The organism is Pseudomonas machongensis (assembly GCF_034961125.1).
GTDB lineage: Bacteria > Pseudomonadota > Gammaproteobacteria > Pseudomonadales > Pseudomonadaceae > Aquipseudomonas > Aquipseudomonas machongensis.
This window is the reverse complement of record NZ_JAYFUI010000054.1, coordinates 1-16991: the sequence shown is the minus strand read 5'-3', so window position 1 is coordinate 16991 and position 16991 is coordinate 1. Positions and strand designations below refer to the sequence as shown.

Below are 16991 nucleotides of genomic sequence, written 5' to 3'. Positions count from 1 at the left end.
TCCGTGGATGATGGGCTTACCCAAATTCAAGGCACAAAAAAACCCGCTGCCAGGCGGGCTTTTTAACCGACCTCTGCCAGGAGGTCTTCGATACACATCGCTATGCAAATAGGAGATGCGCTATGTCGCACCCGAAAAGTACCACCGCGCCATCAACGGCGCAACTGCCACCCCTCAATCAAATGGAGTTTGGCCAGCCCAACATGGGCGAACCTGAGCTGTTTAGCATCAATGCGGATATCCCGATGCTCGAAGGGCTCAGGTATGCAGCTGACATAAGTGAAGGGCTGCATCAGCTCACTGAGCGACTCGCCTTCTGTGTCAACTATGGGGAGGGCGTCTACCTCAATGAGCTGCGTGCGCTGAGCTTGTTGGCTGATGTGACCACGACCATTGCTCGTAGCGCGCAATACGCCATCCAGCGCGAGGAGCAGCCATGACTACCCAACCGATGACCATTTGCCACGAGTTCCACACCCAGGGCCTGCACTCGGTACTCGAGGCCGTTGGCGGCATCCCAGTTCATGAATCGCTAGACGCCGCCACTGATCGTCTGGAAGCGGTTGTGGCTGGGTTGATGGAGCTCATGACCGAGCCTGCGGTTACCCATCAAGCCACCTTGATTTTCTACGCAGCCGAATCCGCACTGGCGCTGGTGTATGCCGCGCACGCTGGCGTTGGTCCTGAGCAAGGAGGTGCGGTATGACCCCCCCAACGAGTGTCGCAGACGTAGCAGATTGCGCCGAGTTCCAGCTTCTGGTTGCCAAGGGCTATCTCGAGTGGACCGCCGCTATTGCTCGTGCCATCCACATTAGCCACGTACACGACTGTGGCCGTGGCGCTGAAGCGCTCACCGAACTGATCAAGTACCTCGACGACTCCAATTTCGGAGGCATTGACGCCGAGATCGAGAGGTTCCAGCAGATTCAAAAACACGCGCCACAAAAACCTACCCCTGAGAAACGTGGCGCGGGAGGTGCGGCATGACTTCCCTACTCATGACCTGCCACGCCCCGTTCAGACAGATCGGCGACAATCACATGTTCGCAGTCCAGCCTGGCGTGAGTTGCTCTGACGCCCTGAGCGCTTCGAGCGAGCTATTGCAGGGCGCGGAAGCGCTCTGCAATTACCTCATCGATGCCAACCTTGGCGCTGCCGAGGCCAACGCCTGCAAGGCGCTCATTCAACAGGCCAGGGCTTTGGTCAATGCGAGCGTTTTGTCTGTCGAGCGAGCTGAACACCCAGCACCCAAGCGGCTTAGAGCTGGAGGCGCGGCATGAACCTGCCTTCTACCGCCTTCACCACCATGGACACCACCGAACTGCTGGTGCTGGTCAATGAGGCCCGAGCTGCGTTCGGCGAAGCATCTGTCCGCCATAACGACTTCGTTGCACGCTGCAAGGATGAGCTTGAAGGGGAGAACTACGAAACTTTCGTAGTGCAAAATTTGAACAACACTCAGTCCGAAGGACTTCGTCTCACCGCCGACCAATGCAAGCTGGTCGCCATGCGTGAGTCGAAAGGTGTTCGCCGTCGCGTACTCGCCCGCCTGAATGAGTTGGAAGGGCAGCAGACGCGCCCAATGACCCAGGCCGAGATCACCGCCGCTAACGCGAACCACCTGGTTGCTGTTGAGCGCCAGCAGCGGGAGCAGCAGGCAGCGCTGGAGCGGATCGAGCGCCGCGTCGAGGATCTGAGCCAGACGACCGTGTGGGACCACTGCCCGCAAAACTGCCAATCGCTCACCCGCATCAAGGAAACGATGCTCAAGCGGCACGGGCTATCCGGCGCGGTCGTGGACTACGTGCTCAAGGTCTGGCCCAACCAGCCAAACCCGGCCGGCATGGTGCGCAATGGCCACGAGGAAGCTCTCGGCTCGCAGTACTTGGTCTGGTCGAAAAGCCACGTCACTGCCGCCTTCCACCGCTTTGTCTCCGAATCCACGATGGTCACCGCCACCCAGGCGACCCACCCATATTTTGAGGGCCGGTTCCGTCTGGTCCAGAAGGTGCCTCAATGAGCAAGGTAATCAACAAGGCCTATTTCGAGAGCTTCTCCAATGCGGCTCTGATGTTGCTGTCGTTCGAGGCCGTTATGGATGCAATCGAGGTGGTCAGCGATGGCGCCAAGATCTGCGAATTTGACGAAACCTACGTCGGTCTGGTTGGCGCCAGCCTGGCACTGAGTGTGCTGTTCGAACGACAGACCGGCAGTGATGCTTCGGTCGTGTATGACGAGCACCTCGCGCAGGAGCGTCGGCATCTGCTGGAGGGTGGTGAGCCGCCAACCTTCAGCATTCCGATCGTCAACACTCTGCGCGAGCCACTGCGGCCCGAGGTTTTCGACCATCTGACCACTCTGCAGGTCGCCAGCGCGTCGTTCAACTATGCCGACAAGGTGTTTGAGACGATCAGCAACCACTCGCCCCAGGCGCTTGAAATGGCCGAGGCGCGGGTGTCTTCCCTGGATGCGGTGACAGCGCTGCGCTCGCTCGTTCTGCGCCTTTCCGGTGGTTCGCTGACCGATCTTGCGCAGCACGTCGCCAAGATCACCGGCGCTGGATCGGAGACTCTCCAATGACCACGACCCCAAACCCTGCCCAGGCGCTCCAGCAGCACGCTGGCGCAGCGATCATCACCGGCCCCTGGCCAACCTATTCGGCGTTTCGAAATCTGCCAGAGCGCCAGCGCTGGACGCTTTACGGAAGCGCGAAGGCGTATCGCGAGGCGCTGGAGCTTCAAGGCTTCCAGATGGCGGAAACCTACGACGCCTTCGTGCGCCGGGTCACAGAGGAGCTTGATCTGTGAGCACCATCCTGATGACCGCCTGCTGGCCGCTCGAAATGAGCGCCGCGCAAAAGTCGGTCTTGATCTCCCTGGCCGACAATGCCAACGACGACGGCGTGTGCTGGCCTTCCATCGCCAGGATCTGCGAGCGCACTTGCCTGAAAGAGCGGGCTGTGCGCAACGCGATCCGCTGGCTGGAAAGTGTCAGCTTGCTGGTGGCAAAAGAGCGGGCTGGGCGGTCGACCTACTACGTCGTAACCCCGGCATCTTATGCCCCCGGCATTAAATGCCCCCCTGCACCAGATGCCGGGGACCCCGGCACCACGTGCCCCACACCCTGGCACCAGATGCCGGACACCCCGGCACCAGATGCCCCCAGAACCGTAATAGAACCCAAAGGTGAACCATCAAAGAACCGTAAGAGGGGAAGTGATGGGTTCACGGTTGAACAGATGCTCGAACTGGCACCCACTGATCTGACCGAGCAAACCGCCCGCGATTACTTCCAGTTCCGGAAGAAGAAAGGGCCGCTCAATACGACGATCTGGAACACCGTGCTGAACGAGCTGGAGAAATGCCGACAGGCCGGTATCGACTCGGACAAAGCTTTGGCGGAAGCCATGACAGCAGGTTGGCAGGGCTTCAAGACCGAATGGCTCGTGAACCGACTCAAGCAGGACGCATGGAGCGCCCCAGCAACCGGCTCGCGCAGCGCAGTGCTGCAAGTCCCGGCCCATCACCAGGAGATGTACCCTGATGACTTCATCTAAATTCAGCCCGGCGCCGGCCGAGCGTTCCGCTTGTGTTTCCGAATGCGCGACCCCAGGCCACGGGCAGTACGAGGCGAAGCATGTCGAGCAGTTCGATGGTGGCTGGAAACTCACTGAGTGCCCACGCTGCCGCTGGGAGGCTCTGAACCTGCAGTGCGAGGCAGGCGTTCGAGCCGCAGCGCAAGCTGACAAGGACGCTGACGAGCTGAACCGTGACCTGCTCGCTACCAGCATCACACCTCGGTTCCGAGGCTGCACCTTCGACAACTTCATCACCGATGCCGACGCTGCGAAGGCTCGCGCCCTGTCGATCTGCCGCCGCTACGCAGAGGAGTTCGCCGAGCATTACAGCGCCGGTCGGGCGCTGATGCTGTTGGGCGAGGTTGGCAACGGCAAGACGCATCTGGCCTGCGCCATCCTGCAGTACGTCGTCCGGGAGCTCGGCGCCACCGGCCTCATCGTGACTGCTGAGGCGATCATGCAGGCCGTGACCGACAGCTTCCGGAGCAACGCCGGACCTTCGAAGTCCGACCTGCTGGCCGATCTGGCCGCCGTCGACCTGCTGGTGATCGACGAGGTGGGTATGCACACGCCACGACCTGGAAAGGACTTCATGCCCAGCCTGTTGCACGAGGTGATCGATCGGCGCTACCAGTTGGTCAAGCCGACGATCCTGATCAGCAACCAAGAGCGCGAGAATCTGCCGGACTACATTGGCCCTCGGGCTATGGATCGTCTGCGGGAGAACAGCGGGCTGCTGGCTCCCTTCACCTGGGCTTCGGCGCGTCGCGGGGGTGCAGCATGATCAGCCAGGACTATTTGGATGCAATGCAGGATGGTCAAGGTGAATCGCGCCTGCACAGCCCCCAATCTGAGCATGCGCTGATTGGTTCAATGATCCACCAACCGGGCCTGATCGACGACGTGAAGCTGGAGGTTGGCGACTTTTTCCAGCCCGACTGCGCGGAGCTGTTCGAGCTTCTGCTGGCATTCAGGGCGAAGGGGAGGGCGATCGACGTTGTGACACTTTCCGACGCCAGGCCAACGCTCTCTGATGGGCGTAGCACGCTGGTGGTGGCGGCAGAGATCGCACGCAACACCCCAAGCGCCGCGAACTTCTCGGCCTACGCCAGGATCGTGAAGCAGCGCTCGGTGGCCCGACGTGTGATTGCTGCTGCGCACATCATGTCGGAGCGCCTGAAGGATGGCGACTCGCTGGATGAGGTGCTGGCGCAGGGGCAGCAGGCTTGGATCGCTCTTGAGGCTGAAGGGTTGGATTCGCGCAAGCGGTACCGCTTCATCGGCGAGGTGCTGCCTGAGGCGATCGACGGAATTGACCGCCGGTTTAACCGTGATGTGGTGCTGGGGTTCGACACTGGCCTGCCATCGCTCGACAAGTTCATCTCAGGCATCTGCCCTGGCCACATGGTGGTCATCGCTGGCGCCCCGGGCAGCGGCAAGACAACCCTAGGCCTTGGCATCGCTGAGCGTGTTGCGCTGGTGGCCAAGTCCACCTCGTTGGTGTTCAGCCTGGAGATGACGGATGTGGAGCTGACGAACCGGTCGCTGGCGTCGGTGGGTAGCGTTCAGCTCAAGCACATCACCGAGGGGCACTCGATGGGCGATAACGATTGGCCAGGCCTGACGGCTGCGGTCAATCGGCTCAACAGTGCACCCCTAATCTTCTGCGATGACGCTTCGCTGACCATGCGAGACATTCGCCAGATCTGCCGGACAGTCAAGCGTGAGCATGGGCTTGGCTCGGTGACGCTCGATTACATCGGCCTGATCAATGGTGAGAGCAAGTCGGCCAGTCGCTACGACCAGGTGACCGAGATCAGCAAGTCGATCAAACGGCTGGCCAAGGAGCTTGGCGTGCCGGTGATCGTGCTGGCGCAGCTGAACCGAGGCCCAACCAACCGCGCCAACAAGCGCCCCACCAAGAGCGACCTGCGCGACTCAGGACAGATCGAGGCCGACGCCGACGTGGTGGTGTTGGTTCACCGGGATGGCGAATCCGAGGAAGGCCAGTCCGGGGTCACCGAGCTGATCGTGGACAAGAACCGCCATGGCGAGACCGGCTTCTGCCGTGTTCAGCACCAGGGTGCATACCACCGGTTTGCCGAGCTGGTCGGGTATCAGCCCAGCAACGAAGAAGTCGAGATGGGCCGGCCGTTTGCCCAAGGTCACCGCGCCAAAGGAGCTAAGCATGAAACTTTCTGATCTGTGGCCGCGCTCTGGCGCTGGCAAACCTGCAATCCCGGTCGTCTCGGTGAAGGTGGCCAAGCGTGCTGGCGCCGAGAAGTCTGTTGCCACTGGCGACACCCCGGCGCCCAGCAACACCCTGCGCGGCCCTGTGGATCTGCCCGCCACCCTGAGCGAGTGCGAGGCGCTGCACGAGCAGCTGGTGACTGACTCGATCCGGCTGGAGCTGGCGCTGGCTCAGGCACTGGATGGTGCCAACCAGGGAACTCCCTACGACCGCGGCTGGTACAACCGCGCCAAGGCCGCGCTCAAGCACATGAACCACGACAGGGCGCGACTGCTCAAGCGTTGCGGTGAGATGCGCAGGGATGCCAAGGCTCAGTCCCAGTTGCAAATGGACCGGGTGCTCCTGGACGTGATCAAGGAGTCGATGCCCGCCGACCAGTTCCTGGGCTTCGTTCGAATTGCTGAGGCCCGCGTGGCCGATGGAGTAGCTCGATGAGCAATGTAACTGCGGCACCGCCGCGTAAGTGTTTGACTGCCGTGGAGTGCAAGTTCCTCAAGGTGGGCAATCGCATGCTGCTGGAGCAGACCAATGGCCGAATCGCCTCGGCAGCCCTGATGGATATCGTGGCCGACTGGCACGCCGCTCGTGCCAACTTGGGTTTCGAGCAGTTCGCCAAGGGTTGGATCTCCGAGGGCAACGCCAAGAACAAACACGCTGACAAGCTACTGCGCGAGCTGTTCGGCCTGGACACCGATCCGACGCCCCGGAGGGCTGCATGAAGAAAAGAACCTACGTGGACAAGCCACTGGGCGATACCGAGTATCTGCTGGAACAGTGGGGGTGGTGGCGAATGGATGGAATGGGCGTACCTGGATACGTCTCGCAGATGGCCGCTGTGATGAGCCTTCGTAACCCCATGTCCACCACCAAGAGCTACACGATCAAGGATGAGGTGGCAGAGTTGGTAGACAGTGCCTTGGCGAAGTTGATCAAGCGCAATCAGCAGATGGGCGATTTCGTGTGGTTCTACTTCGGCGCCAAGTGGCCAGCCAACCGAATCGGGCGAGAGAATGGGATGTCCGAGCGCAAGGCCTGGGAGCTGATCAAGGCCGGGGTAGCCTGGTTGGATGGAGCGCTGTACGGAGATTTGGACGCAGCATGAAAAAAAGCTTTCCGTACGGATAAACACCTGTTTTCATAGCAGCGTGTCCAGCTTGCAATGGCACGACACGTAAGCCCCGCCAGAGTAATCTGCCGGGGCTTCGTCGGCTTTGGCTTAGGAGAATCAAATGTCCAGAGCACAACGCCGACACGATACGAGCAGGATCAAAGCACGCTTCTACCAAAAACAGCGTTCCCAAGAATGCTGGTCGACAGATCCCCGACATGCAGGATTGTTCGCCAACCACGGCAAGGTCTGTTCTTGCTGGATGTGCGGCAACCCGCGCCGCTTTGGTGATCTAACCGTGCAAGAAAAGCGGGCGAACTTGCATCAGATCGAGTAACAACAAGAGAGCCCGACCAAAGCGTCGGGCTTTGTTGTTTCCTGCTATTATTTTGCCTTAATCTCGCACTCAAGGAGAGGCAAATGACTGAGATCAGGAAAGAGAGGAACAAGCACGCGAAAGGCGCGAATTGTTGGACGGTGTTTCACGGCATGGTTGTAGTCAAAGAAGGCTTGACCGAAGCGGAGGCTGATGCGCTGATCAAGGCTCGGAAGGAAACGACGATCCCGCTAGGATTCATCAAGTAATTACCTTCTGTCTGCTAGGCAGGTTAAACAGAGCCCGGCCATAGCGTTGGGCTTTTTGTTGCCCGCTCATCTGTTCGAATGCACCCCGGTCAATCAAGCAGTTTCCAACGAGTACGGCCCAGATAATCTGGACCTCATTGATGAGGTGCGTATGTCTAACGACTCGAGCTTTCAAAACCAGCCGCAAGGCTCAGACCCTTCCAGACCCGATCCTGAAATTGATGATCCAACCCTGGATCCTGATGACCCCAAGAAATACGATCCGCTTAGTAAGCCAGGCATGGATCGGCCTGAGGATTGGGAGGATCCGGATAGGGTTCCCCCTGAAGCTGATGAACAAACGCCGCTGTCTGATGACCGGCGTTGAGCTGATGGCCCAGGAGGCAATATGAACACTCACCCAGAATCGAGTCGTGACCCCAGAGTGAACGAGGGTTCTCAGATTCCGGACGATCATGCCAAGGCCGATGATCCAGATACCGATCCGGTGCTCGACGATGATAAGGAAGATCAACGTTCACCTGGTGTTCCGGCTAGCGACCCTGAATCGGGGGCGTAGCGCCGTAGTACGCCAGTAATTTTTCGAAGCCCGTCGATCGCGGGCTTTCTTTTTTTGCAAAAGGGCCTCAAAAGGCCTTCTCACCAAGGACATCCCCATGGCCGAACCAACAAGCACTGCCGCCAGCGTAGTGTTGGGCAAGTATGGGGTGGTGATGGCTGCCTTCATCGGCTCGATTCTTTCGCTCGGCTTCCTGAAGGACCTGACCCGATTCCAGGCCGCGACCGCTGTCGCTACCGGATTTGGCTTCTCGGTCTACCTGACCCAGCCCGTCACTGCCTGGCTGGCTCCCAAGCTCGATCTTGCTGTCACCGATGACCTGTTGTGCGGCGTAGCCTTCGTGCTGGGTCTGACAGCGATGAACATCATCCCGGCAATCAAGGCTGCCATGGGGTCGTTCGTCGCGGCGCGAGGTGCCTGATATGAACAACATCCTGGTTTCGGCGATGACTGCCCTGGACGTGTTCCTGTGCGTTCTGGTGGTGGTCGCTGCCTGTGACTACCTGCGCAAGGTGCGCCCGGTTGATCAGCCGCTGCTGAGCGTTGCGTTCTACCTCGTAGCCATTGGCGGGTTCGGTGCATTCGTAACCGTCCTGCAAGGCCATTGGGTCAACCCTTTCGGCGTGATGCTTCATGCCGGGGTCGTTGCCTATGCCTGGGCTCGTCGTGGTCACGTCTTCGGCTGAGGCGCGCCACAAACTTAGAATGCGCCGTTTCGTGGCGCGGGAGTAGCAATGAGCAACGTCACCCGCATTCGCCATGAGCTTCCGGTAAGCAAGGATATCGCCCGCACAGTCGCAGAGCTCGACGCTGCCCTGGTGAAAGCGATTGATGCCGCCAAGGATGCCGGGCTTCCGCAGGGGCTACTGGTTGGCCTGCTGCACGGCCATGCCCACGCACAAACTCATCAGATGGTGATCGAATGACCGTCAAGATTCTTGAGTTCAAGCGGGAAGATTGGCGCGATGCTGCCAAGACCTTGCGCAAGATTGCCGATGATCTGGGTGCCGGCGAGCATCCTGAGTGCACCGTAGGCGTGTTGACCATCATAGGCCCGAATGGCGAAGTGACCGTGTTCGGGCTCGGACCCAAGTGCGACGATCTGCAATGTCTTGGCGCGATGCGCCTGGGAGAGCAGAAGTTGATTGATGTGCTGTTGGGTGGCGGGGAAGGGTAGAGGCGCCGCATCCTGCTGCGGCGCCTGGTTTAATCCTCCTGTTCGTTCAGTTTCAGGCACTTGGCATTGGCTCTTTCTTCGTCGTTGTAAGGATCGCCGAACCTTTGGCCGGTCACTGCGTTGGCGATGCGCCATTCGAATCCAGGGATAGGATCTGGCGTGTTGCGTCCATTGCGATTGCCTTGTACGTGAAAAATGACTGGAATCTTCTGGACAATGTACTTCGGCATTTGAGGCGCTCCGTGCTTTGAGGTGTGAGCATCACCAATAACGGCAACCGGCCACCATTTCAAGTATCAGGATTCCCGCATGACAACCAAGAAACCCGATTGGGAGGCGATCGAATGATCCTCGGGTCGGATCGTGCTCAGGCCTGGCTCAGAACGGACATTGCGGCTGTCGTCGCGATGTTCCAGCCCTTGCTGATGACCTGATTTGCCAGGTCTTTGGCGGCATCTAAGGCGCCCGATTTGGCGGCTTCTTTCAGGGACTCTCCAAGGCTGCCAGTTGAGAGAGAGGTCGGTGTCACCTTAAGTGCTTCAAGCGCTTTGGGGGTGAGTACACACTGGGTGAAGATTGTCTGAAAGTTGTTGTCTTGGCCGGCAGCGCACCAGATGTAGCCTGCGTCAATCAACCAAGTCATCGTTGAACCAAAGAAAGCCTCTCGGGATACGTATTGTGACAACCAGTCCTCATGTTCCTGCTCGCTTGCTTTGAAAACAGCCTCAATGTCTTCCGAGCGGATCATTGTCCGCTGAGGAAAGCGGTCGAAGAGATGAGCGAAGATCAAGCCGCATGCCTGATCGAAGCGCTCGATGTTGGTTGTTGGCATACGAACTCCTGTCGGTGAGAAATGGCTGCGCCGTAGGTGAATGCAGCGCGACTTTAGACGCCAGCCCTGCGCATACCATCTGCGACAATTTTTAGGTGGTTGATCAGAAGCTCAACCTGCTCAGAGGTGGTTGCGATTGGATACTCACCATGTGTAGCTCGTAAGACGTCGTGGTGGTCGACCCAAAACAGCGAGTTTTCTATGTAGCCCAAATACTCAGGGTTTGGCATTGATTGCATGGTCGGTATATCCACCACGTCTACGCCGATATCAATAGTAATTGTGTGCTTCATTGCATCTCCTTGATGCTGAGTTAATCCTCACCAATACCGGCAACCGGTCACTATTTCAAGATGCAGGTGATGCATGAGCAAACCAATGCCCCCGGAGGATCTGCTCGAATCGCTCTGGCCCAAGCTTCGCCCGGCTCCCGAGGTATGGGAGTGGATACTGCAAGAGGTCCTGGCGACAACCGGCAGCATCCATAACCCAGAGCATGCCCACCTGATTGACGCCAACATCGGCGTGCTGTGGGCATCGTCTGGATTCGCCAAGCAGGGCCGGGTTGTGCTGGGTCAGGCCGAGCAACTGATGATCCGAGCAGGCGGTTGGCAAAAGGCACGGCAGGAACAGCAGATGCGGGACTGGTTCGGCGAAGAGCCGGAGTTCCTCATCACGCTTGCTGGTGACTACTGCGCTCAGTGCAGCGAGGCCGAGTTCTGTGCCCTGGTCGAACACGAGCTTTACCACATCGCCCAGGCGACGGATGAGTATGGCGCACCCAAGTTCACCCAGGACGGTATGCCCAAGCTTTTCCTCCGTGGACACGATGTGGAGGAGTTCGTCGGCGTGGTGAAGCGCTACGGTGCAAGCGAAGACGTACAGCAGCTAATCGACGCTGCAAGCCGGCCGCCTGAGGTGGCCAAGATCAACATTTCGAGGGCCTGCGGAACCTGCCTGCTCAAGTCGGCCTGAATCCTGACAGGTCCTGACGGATGATATTCACATGGCATCACTACGAAGCGAGGTCAAAGCCTTCATTGTTCAGGCTCTGGCCTGCTTCGATACACCCAGCCAGGTGGTGGAGGCCGTCAAGAAAGAATTCGGGGTAGATGTCAGTCGTCAGGTGTGCGAAGGGCATGACCCAACCAAGTACGCCGGGCGCGGTCTGGCCAAGCGTTGGGTGGACATGTTTCACGCATGCCGTGAGCGGTTCACCACCGAGACAGCCGATATTCCAATCGCACACCGCGCCTATCGTCTACGCGCGCTGGGCAGGATGGCCGAGAAGGCCGAGTCGATGAAGAACATGGCCCTGACTGCCCAGCTACTGGAGCAGGCGGCCAAAGAGGTCGGCGACGTCTACGTGAACCGCCAGACCAAGAACGAGAATCCCCACGACAACGTGCCGCCCACCCGGGTGCAGGTAGACGTGGTGGATGCGAGGAAGCCTGATGCCATCGCTTAATGTTCCTCAGGCCAGCTTCCTCCGCATGGAGAACAAGTTCCGCGGCTTCGTTGCCGGGTTCGGCTCGGGCAAGACCTGGGTCGGCTGCGCGGCGCTTTGCAAACACGTGTGGGAGTGGCCCCGGATCGACTCCGGCTACTTCGCCCCCACGTACCCGCAGATTCGCGACATCTTCTTCCCTACCATCGAGGAGGTCGCCTTCGACTGGGGCCTCAAGGTCAAGACGAAGGAAAGCGACAAGGAGGTCGAGTTCTACAGCGGCGGCCAGTACCGCAGCACCACCATCTGCCGCTCGATGGAGAAGCCGCAGACCATCGTTGGCTTCAAGATCGGGCACGCGCTGGTCGACGAGCTCGACGTCCTGCCCGCGCTGAAGGCCGAGCACGCTTGGCGCAAGATTATTGCCCGGATGCGTTACAACGTGGCTGGGTTGAAGAACGGCGTAGACGTGACCACGACCCCCGAGGGGTTCAAGTTCGTCTTTCAACAGTTCGTGAAGCAGCTGCGCGAGAAGCCAGCCCTGCAGGGCATGTACGGCCTGGTGCAGGCCAGCACCTTCGACAACGAACTGAACCTTCCGCCGGATTACATCCCATCGCTGATGGAGTCGTACCCGGACCAACTGATCCTGGCCTACCTGAATGGCCAGTTCGTCAACCTGAACGCCGGCTCTATCTACCACGCCTACGACCGGAAGCTGAATTCCTGCTTCGACACCGTGGACCCTGGCGAGCCGCTGTTCATCGGCATGGACTTCAACGTCGGCAAGATGGCGGCGATCACGCACGTCAAGCGCCCAGACGGAAAGCCCAGGGCGGTGGATGAGCTGATCGACGGCTTTGATACTCCGGACATGATCCGGCGCATCAAGGAGCGCTACTGGCGGCACAACGGCCGGGACTACGAGAAGACCTGCGAAATCAGGATTTACCCCGACGCCTCTGGCGGCTCGCGCAAGTCAGTGAATGCCAGCGAGACGGACATCGCCATTCTGCGCCAGGCCGGTTTCAGCGTCATCGCACCCGACGCCAACCCGCCGGTCAAGGACCGGATCAACGCCATGAACGCGATGTTCTGCAACGCGAATGGCGAGCGCCGCTACCTGATCAACCCGCTGCGCTGCCCGACCTATGCAGATGGCCTGGAGCAGCAGGTATGGGCTGCCAACGGCGAGCCCGACAAGAAGTCTGGCGTGGACCACGCGAACGACGCTGGCGGCTACTTCATCCACCACGACTACCCAATTGAGCGGCCGGTCTTCACGACCCAATCCCTGAGAATGTGAACATGAGCGATAACCCGAGCATCACGCTGCCCGCTGTCGACGCGATGCGCGCCTACTGGGCCGTGATCTCGCCGCTCATGGGCGGAACCATGGCAATGCGTGCCGCAGGCAAGGCCCTGCTGCCGCAGTATCCAGCCGAGGACGACGAGTCCTACAAAGAGCGCCTGCGTCTCTCGACGCTTCTTCCGGCCTATTCCGAGACGGTCGGCAACATGACTTCTCGTGTGTTCGCTGAACCCCTTCAGGTAGGCGACGATGTTCCGGCGCAAATCGTCGAGATGGCTAGAGATATCGACCATGCTGGCAACGATCTCAATTCCTGGGCTGTCGGCTTCTTCACCGAGGGGCTGAGCCATGGCCTGTGCCATGCCTTCGTTGATCACCCGCCCGCTGGCGAACTGAAGACCCAGGCCGACGAGCAGGCCGCAGGTGTGCGCCCCTACGTCGTAATGGTCAGGCCTGAGCAGGTGCTGGGCTGGCGCTCCAAGGGTGGCGTGCTGACCATGATTCGCTATATCGAGTTGGTCGAGGAGGAAGATGGAGAGTTCGGTGCCAAGTGCGTCGAGCAGATCCGTGTGCTGGAGCCGGGCTCCTGGCGCACCTATCGCAGGGCGGCCAAGGCAGTAGGCGGCAAGCAGTCTAGTTTCGGCGGAACCTGGGAGCCGCACGATGAGGGAACCAACAGCCTGACCGCGATCCCATGGGTTACGTTCTACACCGGCCGCACTGGCTTCATGACGGCCAAGCCGCCACTGATAGAACTGGCGCACCTGAACGTGAAGCACTGGCAGAGCCAGAGCGACCAGGACAACATCCTCCACGTTATCCGCGTGCCCATCCTGGTGCGCATCGGCATCCAGACGCAGTACGACAATCAGGGGAAGGTGGTTCCGCCAGAGTTCAAGGTGGGCACCGGTCAACTGACCGACCTGCCCAAGGATGGCGACCTAAAGTACGTCGAGCACACCGGCCAGGCAGTTGAGTCTGGCCGGACCGCGCTGCAAGACCTGATCGGTGAGATGCGCATGGCCGGGGCCAAGCTGCTGACCCCGGATAAGTCGGCCACCAAGACTGCTACCCAGGCGGAGGAGGAGGCGGCACAAGAACTGTCCCCGCTGGCTCGTATGGCGCACCACTTCGCCGACTGCCTGTCGCTATTGCTCCAGTTCATGGCCGACTACCGCGCTCTGGGCGATGGCGGCACCGTTGAGATTCGCGGAAACTTCGACGTCGACTACATGCCTGAGGTGTCTCTGCCGACGCTGGTGTCCATGGCTAATGCCGGGATGATCAGCAAGGAGACGCTGTTCGCGGAGATGCAGCGCCGTGGAGTGATCAGCGACGAGTACGACTGGGAAGAGGAGTTGGCGAAGATAGAGGCCCAAGGGCCTGCCCTTGGTACGCTGTGATGAAGACGACCAACGAGAAGCTGCTGAGCGAGCTGATCGGGCATGAGGTCGACCTGTCCAGGCTGAGCAACAGCCAGGTGCTGACAATCATCAAGGTCCTGAACAGCAGGGATGCGGATCTCCGGGCCGCCCTGATTGAGGCGATCGAGAATCTGGGGGCGGATCTCTCGGCGGCAGCCGTGGATATCGCCCTGGCGGCGGTACTGAGGATCAACCGGCAGACCTTTGTTGAGATCCGCCTTGCAATGGACAAGATGACCGACGGACTGGTCAGCTACGAGCTGGCGTTCCAGCAGAGCACGCTTCGCGCCGTTCTCCCGGCTCTGGTGCGAGAGGCATACCCGGTCGTCTCCCCGGCGTTCAGCGCTGTGAAGGCGATAGCCCTTGCTCGACCGTTCCAAGGTCGCTTGCTGAGAGAGTGGGTGGTCGGCATCGAGTCCAGTCGCGCCGCCGCAGTTCGCGATGCAGTGCGCTCTGGTGTGGTTGAAGGGCGCACAACTGCCGAGATCGTTCGCACGATCATGGGCAGCCGGTTTCAGCAATACGCCGACGGCGCACTCCAGAAGGCCAGGCGCGACGTTGAGTCGGTAGTGCGGTCTGCGGTGTCACACACGGCTGAAACGGCCAGCGACGCAGCGTATGAGGCGAACAGCGACATCATCAGTCACGTTGAGTGGCTCAGCACGCTGGACAACCACACATCAAGCGACTGCCGGATACGTGACCGCCTGCCGTACACGCTGGGCACCTACAAGCCCATCGGCCACACGATCCCGTGGCTGGCCGGGCCCGGGCGCATCCACTTCTGCTGCCGATCCTCCAAGGTGCCGGTGCTCAAGAGCGCCAAGGCCCTGGGCTTCAGTGATGGAGCAACGCGGGCGAGCATGGACGGCCAGGTGCCAGAGTCGACCACCTACGCCGAATGGCTGAGCAAGCAGTCAGCAGCGCGCCAGGACGAGATCCTCGGGTCGGAGCGCGGCCGGCTGATTCGTGAGGGTGGGCTGAAATTGGGCGATTTTTACAACGACAAGGGGAGGTTCCTGACCCTTGATGAGCTGCGCGAAAGGCTGAAGCTTGCGGTGGATCGTAAACCCTGATGTATTGGTGCGACCGAAACCAGTGCAAGGACACACAATGAGCCATCAACAGAACGCTGATTTCCTGAAACGCTTTATTCAGGGAGAGATCACGCAACTGCAGGGTAGGGACATCATTGTTCAGGGTGATGCTCTTAATCCTCATGTGGACGATTTCGAGGCAGTTGTCGACATCGGGAAATACCAGTATGTGGGATACACATACTGGAGCGAGGAGGGAAACAATACCTCCCTATACAGCGCTCTCGTAATGTTTGCCTATGGGCGGGAAAGCCTTCTGGCTAAGCAAGAAGCTGAGCAAGAAACGCACAATTGAAGGAACTGAACACAAGGCCCCGGCATCTGTCGGGGCTTTTTTTTGCCTGCGGTTCGGATGGACGGGGCGCAACTGGGGCCGGATGGCTCACCAACTGGCCGGATGGCCCAGAGAGACGAGATGAAACTCAAAACCGTTGAAGTTGATGGCAAGCAGTACGCAGTGCTCGAGGATGGCAAGCCCGTATACACCGATGACGACGGCAAGGACGTCGCTTTCGATGCCGTGGGTACTCGCAACACTATCACCCGGCTGAACGCCGAGGCGAAGTCGCACCGCGAGCGCGCGGACAGTTTCGAGAAGACTGCGAAGGCGTTCGAAGGCATCGAAGATGCTGCAGCCGCCAAGAAAGCCCTGGAGGTTGTCGCCAACCTCGATGCCAAGAAGCTGGTGGATGCCGGCGAGATCGAGAAGGTGAAGGGCGAAATCAGCAAGGCCTTCCAAACCCAGCTGGATGAAGCCAACGGCAAGGCGCAGACCTTCGAGCAGCAGCTGTATGCCGAGAAGATTGGCGGCAGCTTCGCACGCTCCCAGTTCATCGCCGAGAAGATGGCTGTTCCCGCTGATATGGTTCAGGCCACCTTCGGCAGCAACTTCAAGATCGAGGAAGGCAAGGTCGTCGCCTACGACGCCCAGGGCCAGAAGGTCTTCAGTCGCTCTCGCCCGGGCGAACTGGCCGACTTCAACGAAGCGCTCGAAACCCTCGTCTCGCAGTACCCCCATCGCGACCACATCCTGAAGAGCTCCGGCGCCAATGGCGGCGGCGCGCCGAACGGCGGTGGCCAGCAAAAAACCACGAAAGGCAACTTCGGTGGCTCCAAGGCTGAACGCCTGGAAGCCATCAAGGGCCTGACCGCAAGCGAATAAGGAGGCCCAATCAGACTGTGTGAAAACACACTGACAAGCCTTAGACCAGACGCCCCGACTTGTTCGGGGCGTTTGTTTTTGTGCTGAAAAAGGCTCTTCAGCCCATCAGTTGCATCATTTTCTTGGCACCCAGGACGCTGATCGCTCGCTTGAGGTTGTAAGCGGTCACGGCCAGCGACATCTCAGCTCTTGTCCCTTCGAGTTGTCGCAGCAGGAAGCGCCCGTTCCCAAATAACCATTGTTTGAGATTGCCAAACGGGTGCTCCACGATGGATCTGCGCCGTTCCATCATCTCTGGATGCAGTTGCATCCGCTGCGCCATACGCTCAAAGGCTTCCTCTTGAGCGTGACGTGAGACATAGCGGCGCTTGGCCGTCGTGCATTGGGCTTTCAGCGCGCACCCGGCACAATCACTGATCGCCGCCTGGTAGATCCGGTCGCCCTTGTGGCGCTGCTTCAG

At 59.7% G+C, this 16991-nt stretch carries 31 protein-coding genes; 27 read left to right on the top strand and 4 right to left on the bottom strand.

What is annotated here, in order from left to right; genetic code table 11:
* Nucleotides 1–122: 122 nt before the first annotated feature.
* From VA602_RS03815 to VA602_RS03720, 20 genes are all read left to right on the top strand, one after another.
* Nucleotides 123–440, top strand: coding sequence for a hypothetical protein (locus VA602_RS03815; protein WP_323452528.1), 318 nt, complete (start codon nucleotides 123–125; stop codon nucleotides 438–440).
* Nucleotides 437–706, top strand: coding sequence for a hypothetical protein (locus VA602_RS03810; protein ID WP_323452527.1), 270 nt, complete (start codon nucleotides 437–439; stop codon nucleotides 704–706). The genes VA602_RS03815 and VA602_RS03810 overlap by 4 nt, the downstream gene beginning before the upstream one ends.
* Nucleotides 703–987, top strand: a complete 285-nt coding sequence (locus VA602_RS03805) for a hypothetical protein (RefSeq protein ID WP_323452526.1) — start codon at nucleotides 703–705, stop codon at nucleotides 985–987. The genes VA602_RS03810 and VA602_RS03805 overlap by 4 nt, the downstream gene beginning before the upstream one ends.
* A complete protein-coding gene (locus tag VA602_RS03800; RefSeq protein ID WP_323452525.1) occupies nucleotides 984–1280 on the top strand; it encodes a hypothetical protein in 297 nt (98 codons plus the stop codon). The genes VA602_RS03805 and VA602_RS03800 overlap by 4 nt, the downstream gene beginning before the upstream one ends.
* Nucleotides 1277–2020: a phage antirepressor gene (locus tag VA602_RS03795; protein ID WP_323452524.1), complete on the top strand. Its 744-nt coding sequence runs from the start codon at nucleotides 1277–1279 to the stop codon at nucleotides 2018–2020. Before VA602_RS03800 ends, VA602_RS03795 begins: the two co-directional genes overlap by 4 nt.
* The gene (locus VA602_RS03790) at nucleotides 2017–2580 is read left to right on the top strand and encodes a hypothetical protein (RefSeq protein WP_323452523.1); all 564 of its coding nucleotides are present in this window, start codon (nucleotides 2017–2019) and stop codon (nucleotides 2578–2580) included. The genes VA602_RS03795 and VA602_RS03790 overlap by 4 nt, the downstream gene beginning before the upstream one ends.
* Entirely contained in the window at nucleotides 2577–2807 is a 231-nt protein-coding gene (locus VA602_RS03785) for a hypothetical protein (RefSeq protein WP_323452522.1), read from the top strand. Before VA602_RS03790 ends, VA602_RS03785 begins: the two co-directional genes overlap by 4 nt.
* Entirely contained in the window at nucleotides 2804–3556 is a 753-nt protein-coding gene (locus tag VA602_RS03780) for a helix-turn-helix domain-containing protein (RefSeq protein WP_323452521.1), read from the top strand. Before VA602_RS03785 ends, VA602_RS03780 begins: the two co-directional genes overlap by 4 nt.
* On the top strand, nucleotides 3543–4361 hold the full coding sequence (locus VA602_RS03775; RefSeq protein WP_323452520.1) for an ATP-binding protein: 819 nt from the start codon (nucleotides 3543–3545) through the stop codon (nucleotides 4359–4361). The genes VA602_RS03780 and VA602_RS03775 overlap by 14 nt, the downstream gene beginning before the upstream one ends.
* Complete coding sequence (locus VA602_RS03770) at nucleotides 4358–5779, top strand: replicative DNA helicase (RefSeq protein WP_323452519.1); 1422 nt, start codon at nucleotides 4358–4360, stop codon at nucleotides 5777–5779. The genes VA602_RS03775 and VA602_RS03770 overlap by 4 nt, the downstream gene beginning before the upstream one ends.
* The gene (locus tag VA602_RS03765) at nucleotides 5766–6263 is read left to right on the top strand and encodes a hypothetical protein (RefSeq protein WP_323452518.1); all 498 of its coding nucleotides are present in this window, start codon (nucleotides 5766–5768) and stop codon (nucleotides 6261–6263) included. The genes VA602_RS03770 and VA602_RS03765 overlap by 14 nt, the downstream gene beginning before the upstream one ends.
* Entirely contained in the window at nucleotides 6260–6547 is a 288-nt protein-coding gene (locus tag VA602_RS03760) for a hypothetical protein (RefSeq protein WP_323452517.1), read from the top strand. The genes VA602_RS03765 and VA602_RS03760 overlap by 4 nt, the downstream gene beginning before the upstream one ends.
* Nucleotides 6544–6930, top strand: coding sequence for an antiterminator Q family protein (locus VA602_RS03755; protein WP_323452516.1), 387 nt, complete (start codon nucleotides 6544–6546; stop codon nucleotides 6928–6930). The genes VA602_RS03760 and VA602_RS03755 overlap by 4 nt, the downstream gene beginning before the upstream one ends.
* A 426-nt stretch (nucleotides 6931–7356) precedes the next feature.
* Complete coding sequence (locus VA602_RS03750) at nucleotides 7357–7521, top strand: hypothetical protein (RefSeq protein WP_323452515.1); 165 nt, start codon at nucleotides 7357–7359, stop codon at nucleotides 7519–7521.
* Between the two features lie 46 nt (nucleotides 7522–7567).
* Nucleotides 7568–7888, top strand: coding sequence for a hypothetical protein (locus VA602_RS03745; RefSeq protein WP_323452514.1), 321 nt, complete (start codon nucleotides 7568–7570; stop codon nucleotides 7886–7888).
* Nucleotides 7889–7909: 21 nt separating this feature from the next.
* Nucleotides 7910–8080 carry a hypothetical protein gene (locus tag VA602_RS03740; protein WP_323452513.1) on the top strand — a complete coding sequence of 57 codons (171 nt, stop codon included), beginning with the start codon at nucleotides 7910–7912 and terminating at the stop codon, nucleotides 8078–8080.
* 97 nt (nucleotides 8081–8177) lie between these two features.
* Nucleotides 8178–8501 (top strand): peptidase M48, Ste24p, encoded by a 324-nt coding sequence (locus VA602_RS03735; RefSeq protein ID WP_323452512.1) that lies wholly within the window; start codon nucleotides 8178–8180, stop codon nucleotides 8499–8501.
* 1 nt (nucleotide 8502) lies between these two features.
* Nucleotides 8503–8766, top strand: coding sequence for a hypothetical protein (locus VA602_RS03730; RefSeq protein WP_323452511.1), 264 nt, complete (start codon nucleotides 8503–8505; stop codon nucleotides 8764–8766).
* A 48-nt stretch (nucleotides 8767–8814) separates the two neighbouring features.
* Nucleotides 8815–9006 (top strand): hypothetical protein, encoded by a 192-nt coding sequence (locus VA602_RS03725; protein ID WP_323452510.1) that lies wholly within the window; start codon nucleotides 8815–8817, stop codon nucleotides 9004–9006.
* Entirely contained in the window at nucleotides 9003–9257 is a 255-nt protein-coding gene (locus VA602_RS03720; protein WP_323452509.1) for a hypothetical protein, read from the top strand. Before VA602_RS03725 ends, VA602_RS03720 begins: the two co-directional genes overlap by 4 nt.
* A gap of 29 nt (nucleotides 9258–9286) precedes the next feature.
* Here the strand turns inward: VA602_RS03720 and VA602_RS03715 are convergent, their stop codons facing one another.
* The 3 genes from VA602_RS03715 to VA602_RS03705 all read right to left on the bottom strand — a co-directional run bounded on the left by VA602_RS03715 (nucleotide 9287) and on the right by VA602_RS03705 (nucleotide 10382).
* Nucleotides 9287–9487 (bottom strand): thioredoxin domain-containing protein, encoded by a 201-nt coding sequence (locus tag VA602_RS03715; protein ID WP_323452508.1) that lies wholly within the window; start codon nucleotides 9485–9487, stop codon nucleotides 9287–9289.
* A gap of 137 nt (nucleotides 9488–9624) precedes the next feature.
* Nucleotides 9625–10089 (bottom strand): hypothetical protein, encoded by a 465-nt coding sequence (locus tag VA602_RS03710; RefSeq protein ID WP_323452507.1) that lies wholly within the window; start codon nucleotides 10087–10089, stop codon nucleotides 9625–9627.
* Nucleotides 10090–10142: 53 nt separating this feature from the next.
* A complete protein-coding gene (locus tag VA602_RS03705) occupies nucleotides 10143–10382 on the bottom strand; it encodes a hypothetical protein (RefSeq protein ID WP_323452506.1) in 240 nt (79 codons plus the stop codon).
* A 73-nt stretch (nucleotides 10383–10455) separates the two neighbouring features.
* On the opposite strand from VA602_RS03705, the gene VA602_RS03700 reads away from it, so the two are divergent.
* The 7 genes from VA602_RS03700 (at nucleotide 10456) to VA602_RS03670 (ending at nucleotide 16531) form a co-directional block, all read left to right on the top strand.
* Nucleotides 10456–11064: a putative metallopeptidase gene (locus tag VA602_RS03700; protein WP_323452505.1), complete on the top strand. Its 609-nt coding sequence runs from the start codon at nucleotides 10456–10458 to the stop codon at nucleotides 11062–11064.
* Between the two features lie 31 nt (nucleotides 11065–11095).
* Nucleotides 11096–11557: a DUF2280 domain-containing protein gene (locus VA602_RS03695; protein WP_323452504.1), complete on the top strand. Its 462-nt coding sequence runs from the start codon at nucleotides 11096–11098 to the stop codon at nucleotides 11555–11557.
* Nucleotides 11544–12842: a terminase large subunit domain-containing protein gene (locus tag VA602_RS03690; RefSeq protein ID WP_323452503.1), complete on the top strand. Its 1299-nt coding sequence runs from the start codon at nucleotides 11544–11546 to the stop codon at nucleotides 12840–12842. The genes VA602_RS03695 and VA602_RS03690 overlap by 14 nt, the downstream gene beginning before the upstream one ends.
* A gap of 2 nt (nucleotides 12843–12844) precedes the next feature.
* Nucleotides 12845–14251 (top strand): DUF4055 domain-containing protein, encoded by a 1407-nt coding sequence (locus VA602_RS03685; RefSeq protein WP_323452502.1) that lies wholly within the window; start codon nucleotides 12845–12847, stop codon nucleotides 14249–14251.
* Nucleotides 14251–15348 (top strand): hypothetical protein, encoded by a 1098-nt coding sequence (locus tag VA602_RS03680; protein ID WP_323452501.1) that lies wholly within the window; start codon nucleotides 14251–14253, stop codon nucleotides 15346–15348. Before VA602_RS03685 ends, VA602_RS03680 begins: the two co-directional genes overlap by 1 nt.
* A gap of 37 nt (nucleotides 15349–15385) precedes the next feature.
* The gene (locus VA602_RS03675; protein WP_323452500.1) at nucleotides 15386–15664 is read left to right on the top strand and encodes a hypothetical protein; all 279 of its coding nucleotides are present in this window, start codon (nucleotides 15386–15388) and stop codon (nucleotides 15662–15664) included.
* Nucleotides 15665–15784: 120 nt separating this feature from the next.
* Complete coding sequence (locus tag VA602_RS03670; RefSeq protein WP_323452499.1) at nucleotides 15785–16531, top strand: DUF6651 domain-containing protein; 747 nt, start codon at nucleotides 15785–15787, stop codon at nucleotides 16529–16531.
* 97 nt (nucleotides 16532–16628) lie between these two features.
* Here the strand turns inward: VA602_RS03670 and VA602_RS03665 are convergent.
* A partial coding sequence (locus tag VA602_RS03665) for a transposase (RefSeq protein WP_323452498.1) occupies nucleotides 16629–16991 on the bottom strand: 363 nt, incomplete at its 5' end.

Coding starts and splice junctions, on each gene's coding strand:
- VA602_RS03805 (WP_323452526.1), top strand. CDS start 703: ATGACCCCCCCAACGAGTGTCGCAGACGTAGCAGATTGCGCCGAGTTC.
- VA602_RS03770 (WP_323452519.1), top strand. CDS start 4,358: ATGATCAGCCAGGACTATTTGGATGCAATGCAGGATGGTCAAGGTGAA.
- VA602_RS03755 (WP_323452516.1), top strand. CDS start 6,544: ATGAAGAAAAGAACCTACGTGGACAAGCCACTGGGCGATACCGAGTAT.
- VA602_RS03720 (WP_323452509.1), top strand. CDS start 9,003: ATGACCGTCAAGATTCTTGAGTTCAAGCGGGAAGATTGGCGCGATGCT.
- VA602_RS03775 (WP_323452520.1), top strand. CDS start 3,543: ATGACTTCATCTAAATTCAGCCCGGCGCCGGCCGAGCGTTCCGCTTGT.
- VA602_RS03675 (WP_323452500.1), top strand. CDS start 15,386: ATGAGCCATCAACAGAACGCTGATTTCCTGAAACGCTTTATTCAGGGA.
- VA602_RS03790 (WP_323452523.1), top strand. CDS start 2,017: ATGAGCAAGGTAATCAACAAGGCCTATTTCGAGAGCTTCTCCAATGCG.
- VA602_RS03705 (WP_323452506.1), bottom strand. CDS start 10,382: ATGAAGCACACAATTACTATTGATATCGGCGTAGACGTGGTGGATATA.
- VA602_RS03670 (WP_323452499.1), top strand. CDS start 15,785: ATGAAACTCAAAACCGTTGAAGTTGATGGCAAGCAGTACGCAGTGCTC.
- VA602_RS03815 (WP_323452528.1), top strand. CDS start 123: ATGTCGCACCCGAAAAGTACCACCGCGCCATCAACGGCGCAACTGCCA.
- VA602_RS03795 (WP_323452524.1), top strand. CDS start 1,277: ATGAACCTGCCTTCTACCGCCTTCACCACCATGGACACCACCGAACTG.
- VA602_RS03785 (WP_323452522.1), top strand. CDS start 2,577: ATGACCACGACCCCAAACCCTGCCCAGGCGCTCCAGCAGCACGCTGGC.
- VA602_RS03750 (WP_323452515.1), top strand. CDS start 7,357: ATGACTGAGATCAGGAAAGAGAGGAACAAGCACGCGAAAGGCGCGAAT.
- VA602_RS03700 (WP_323452505.1), top strand. CDS start 10,456: ATGAGCAAACCAATGCCCCCGGAGGATCTGCTCGAATCGCTCTGGCCC.
- VA602_RS03725 (WP_323452510.1), top strand. CDS start 8,815: ATGAGCAACGTCACCCGCATTCGCCATGAGCTTCCGGTAAGCAAGGAT.
- VA602_RS03760 (WP_323452517.1), top strand. CDS start 6,260: ATGAGCAATGTAACTGCGGCACCGCCGCGTAAGTGTTTGACTGCCGTG.
- VA602_RS03685 (WP_323452502.1), top strand. CDS start 12,845: ATGAGCGATAACCCGAGCATCACGCTGCCCGCTGTCGACGCGATGCGC.
- VA602_RS03730 (WP_323452511.1), top strand. CDS start 8,503: ATGAACAACATCCTGGTTTCGGCGATGACTGCCCTGGACGTGTTCCTG.
- VA602_RS03695 (WP_323452504.1), top strand. CDS start 11,096: ATGGCATCACTACGAAGCGAGGTCAAAGCCTTCATTGTTCAGGCTCTG.
- VA602_RS03740 (WP_323452513.1), top strand. CDS start 7,910: ATGAACACTCACCCAGAATCGAGTCGTGACCCCAGAGTGAACGAGGGT.
- VA602_RS03690 (WP_323452503.1), top strand. CDS start 11,544: ATGCCATCGCTTAATGTTCCTCAGGCCAGCTTCCTCCGCATGGAGAAC.
- VA602_RS03680 (WP_323452501.1), top strand. CDS start 14,251: ATGAAGACGACCAACGAGAAGCTGCTGAGCGAGCTGATCGGGCATGAG.
- VA602_RS03735 (WP_323452512.1), top strand. CDS start 8,178: ATGGCCGAACCAACAAGCACTGCCGCCAGCGTAGTGTTGGGCAAGTAT.
- VA602_RS03765 (WP_323452518.1), top strand. CDS start 5,766: ATGAAACTTTCTGATCTGTGGCCGCGCTCTGGCGCTGGCAAACCTGCA.
- VA602_RS03800 (WP_323452525.1), top strand. CDS start 984: ATGACTTCCCTACTCATGACCTGCCACGCCCCGTTCAGACAGATCGGC.
- VA602_RS03715 (WP_323452508.1), bottom strand. CDS start 9,487: ATGCCGAAGTACATTGTCCAGAAGATTCCAGTCATTTTTCACGTACAA.
- VA602_RS03810 (WP_323452527.1), top strand. CDS start 437: ATGACTACCCAACCGATGACCATTTGCCACGAGTTCCACACCCAGGGC.
- VA602_RS03710 (WP_323452507.1), bottom strand. CDS start 10,089: ATGCCAACAACCAACATCGAGCGCTTCGATCAGGCATGCGGCTTGATC.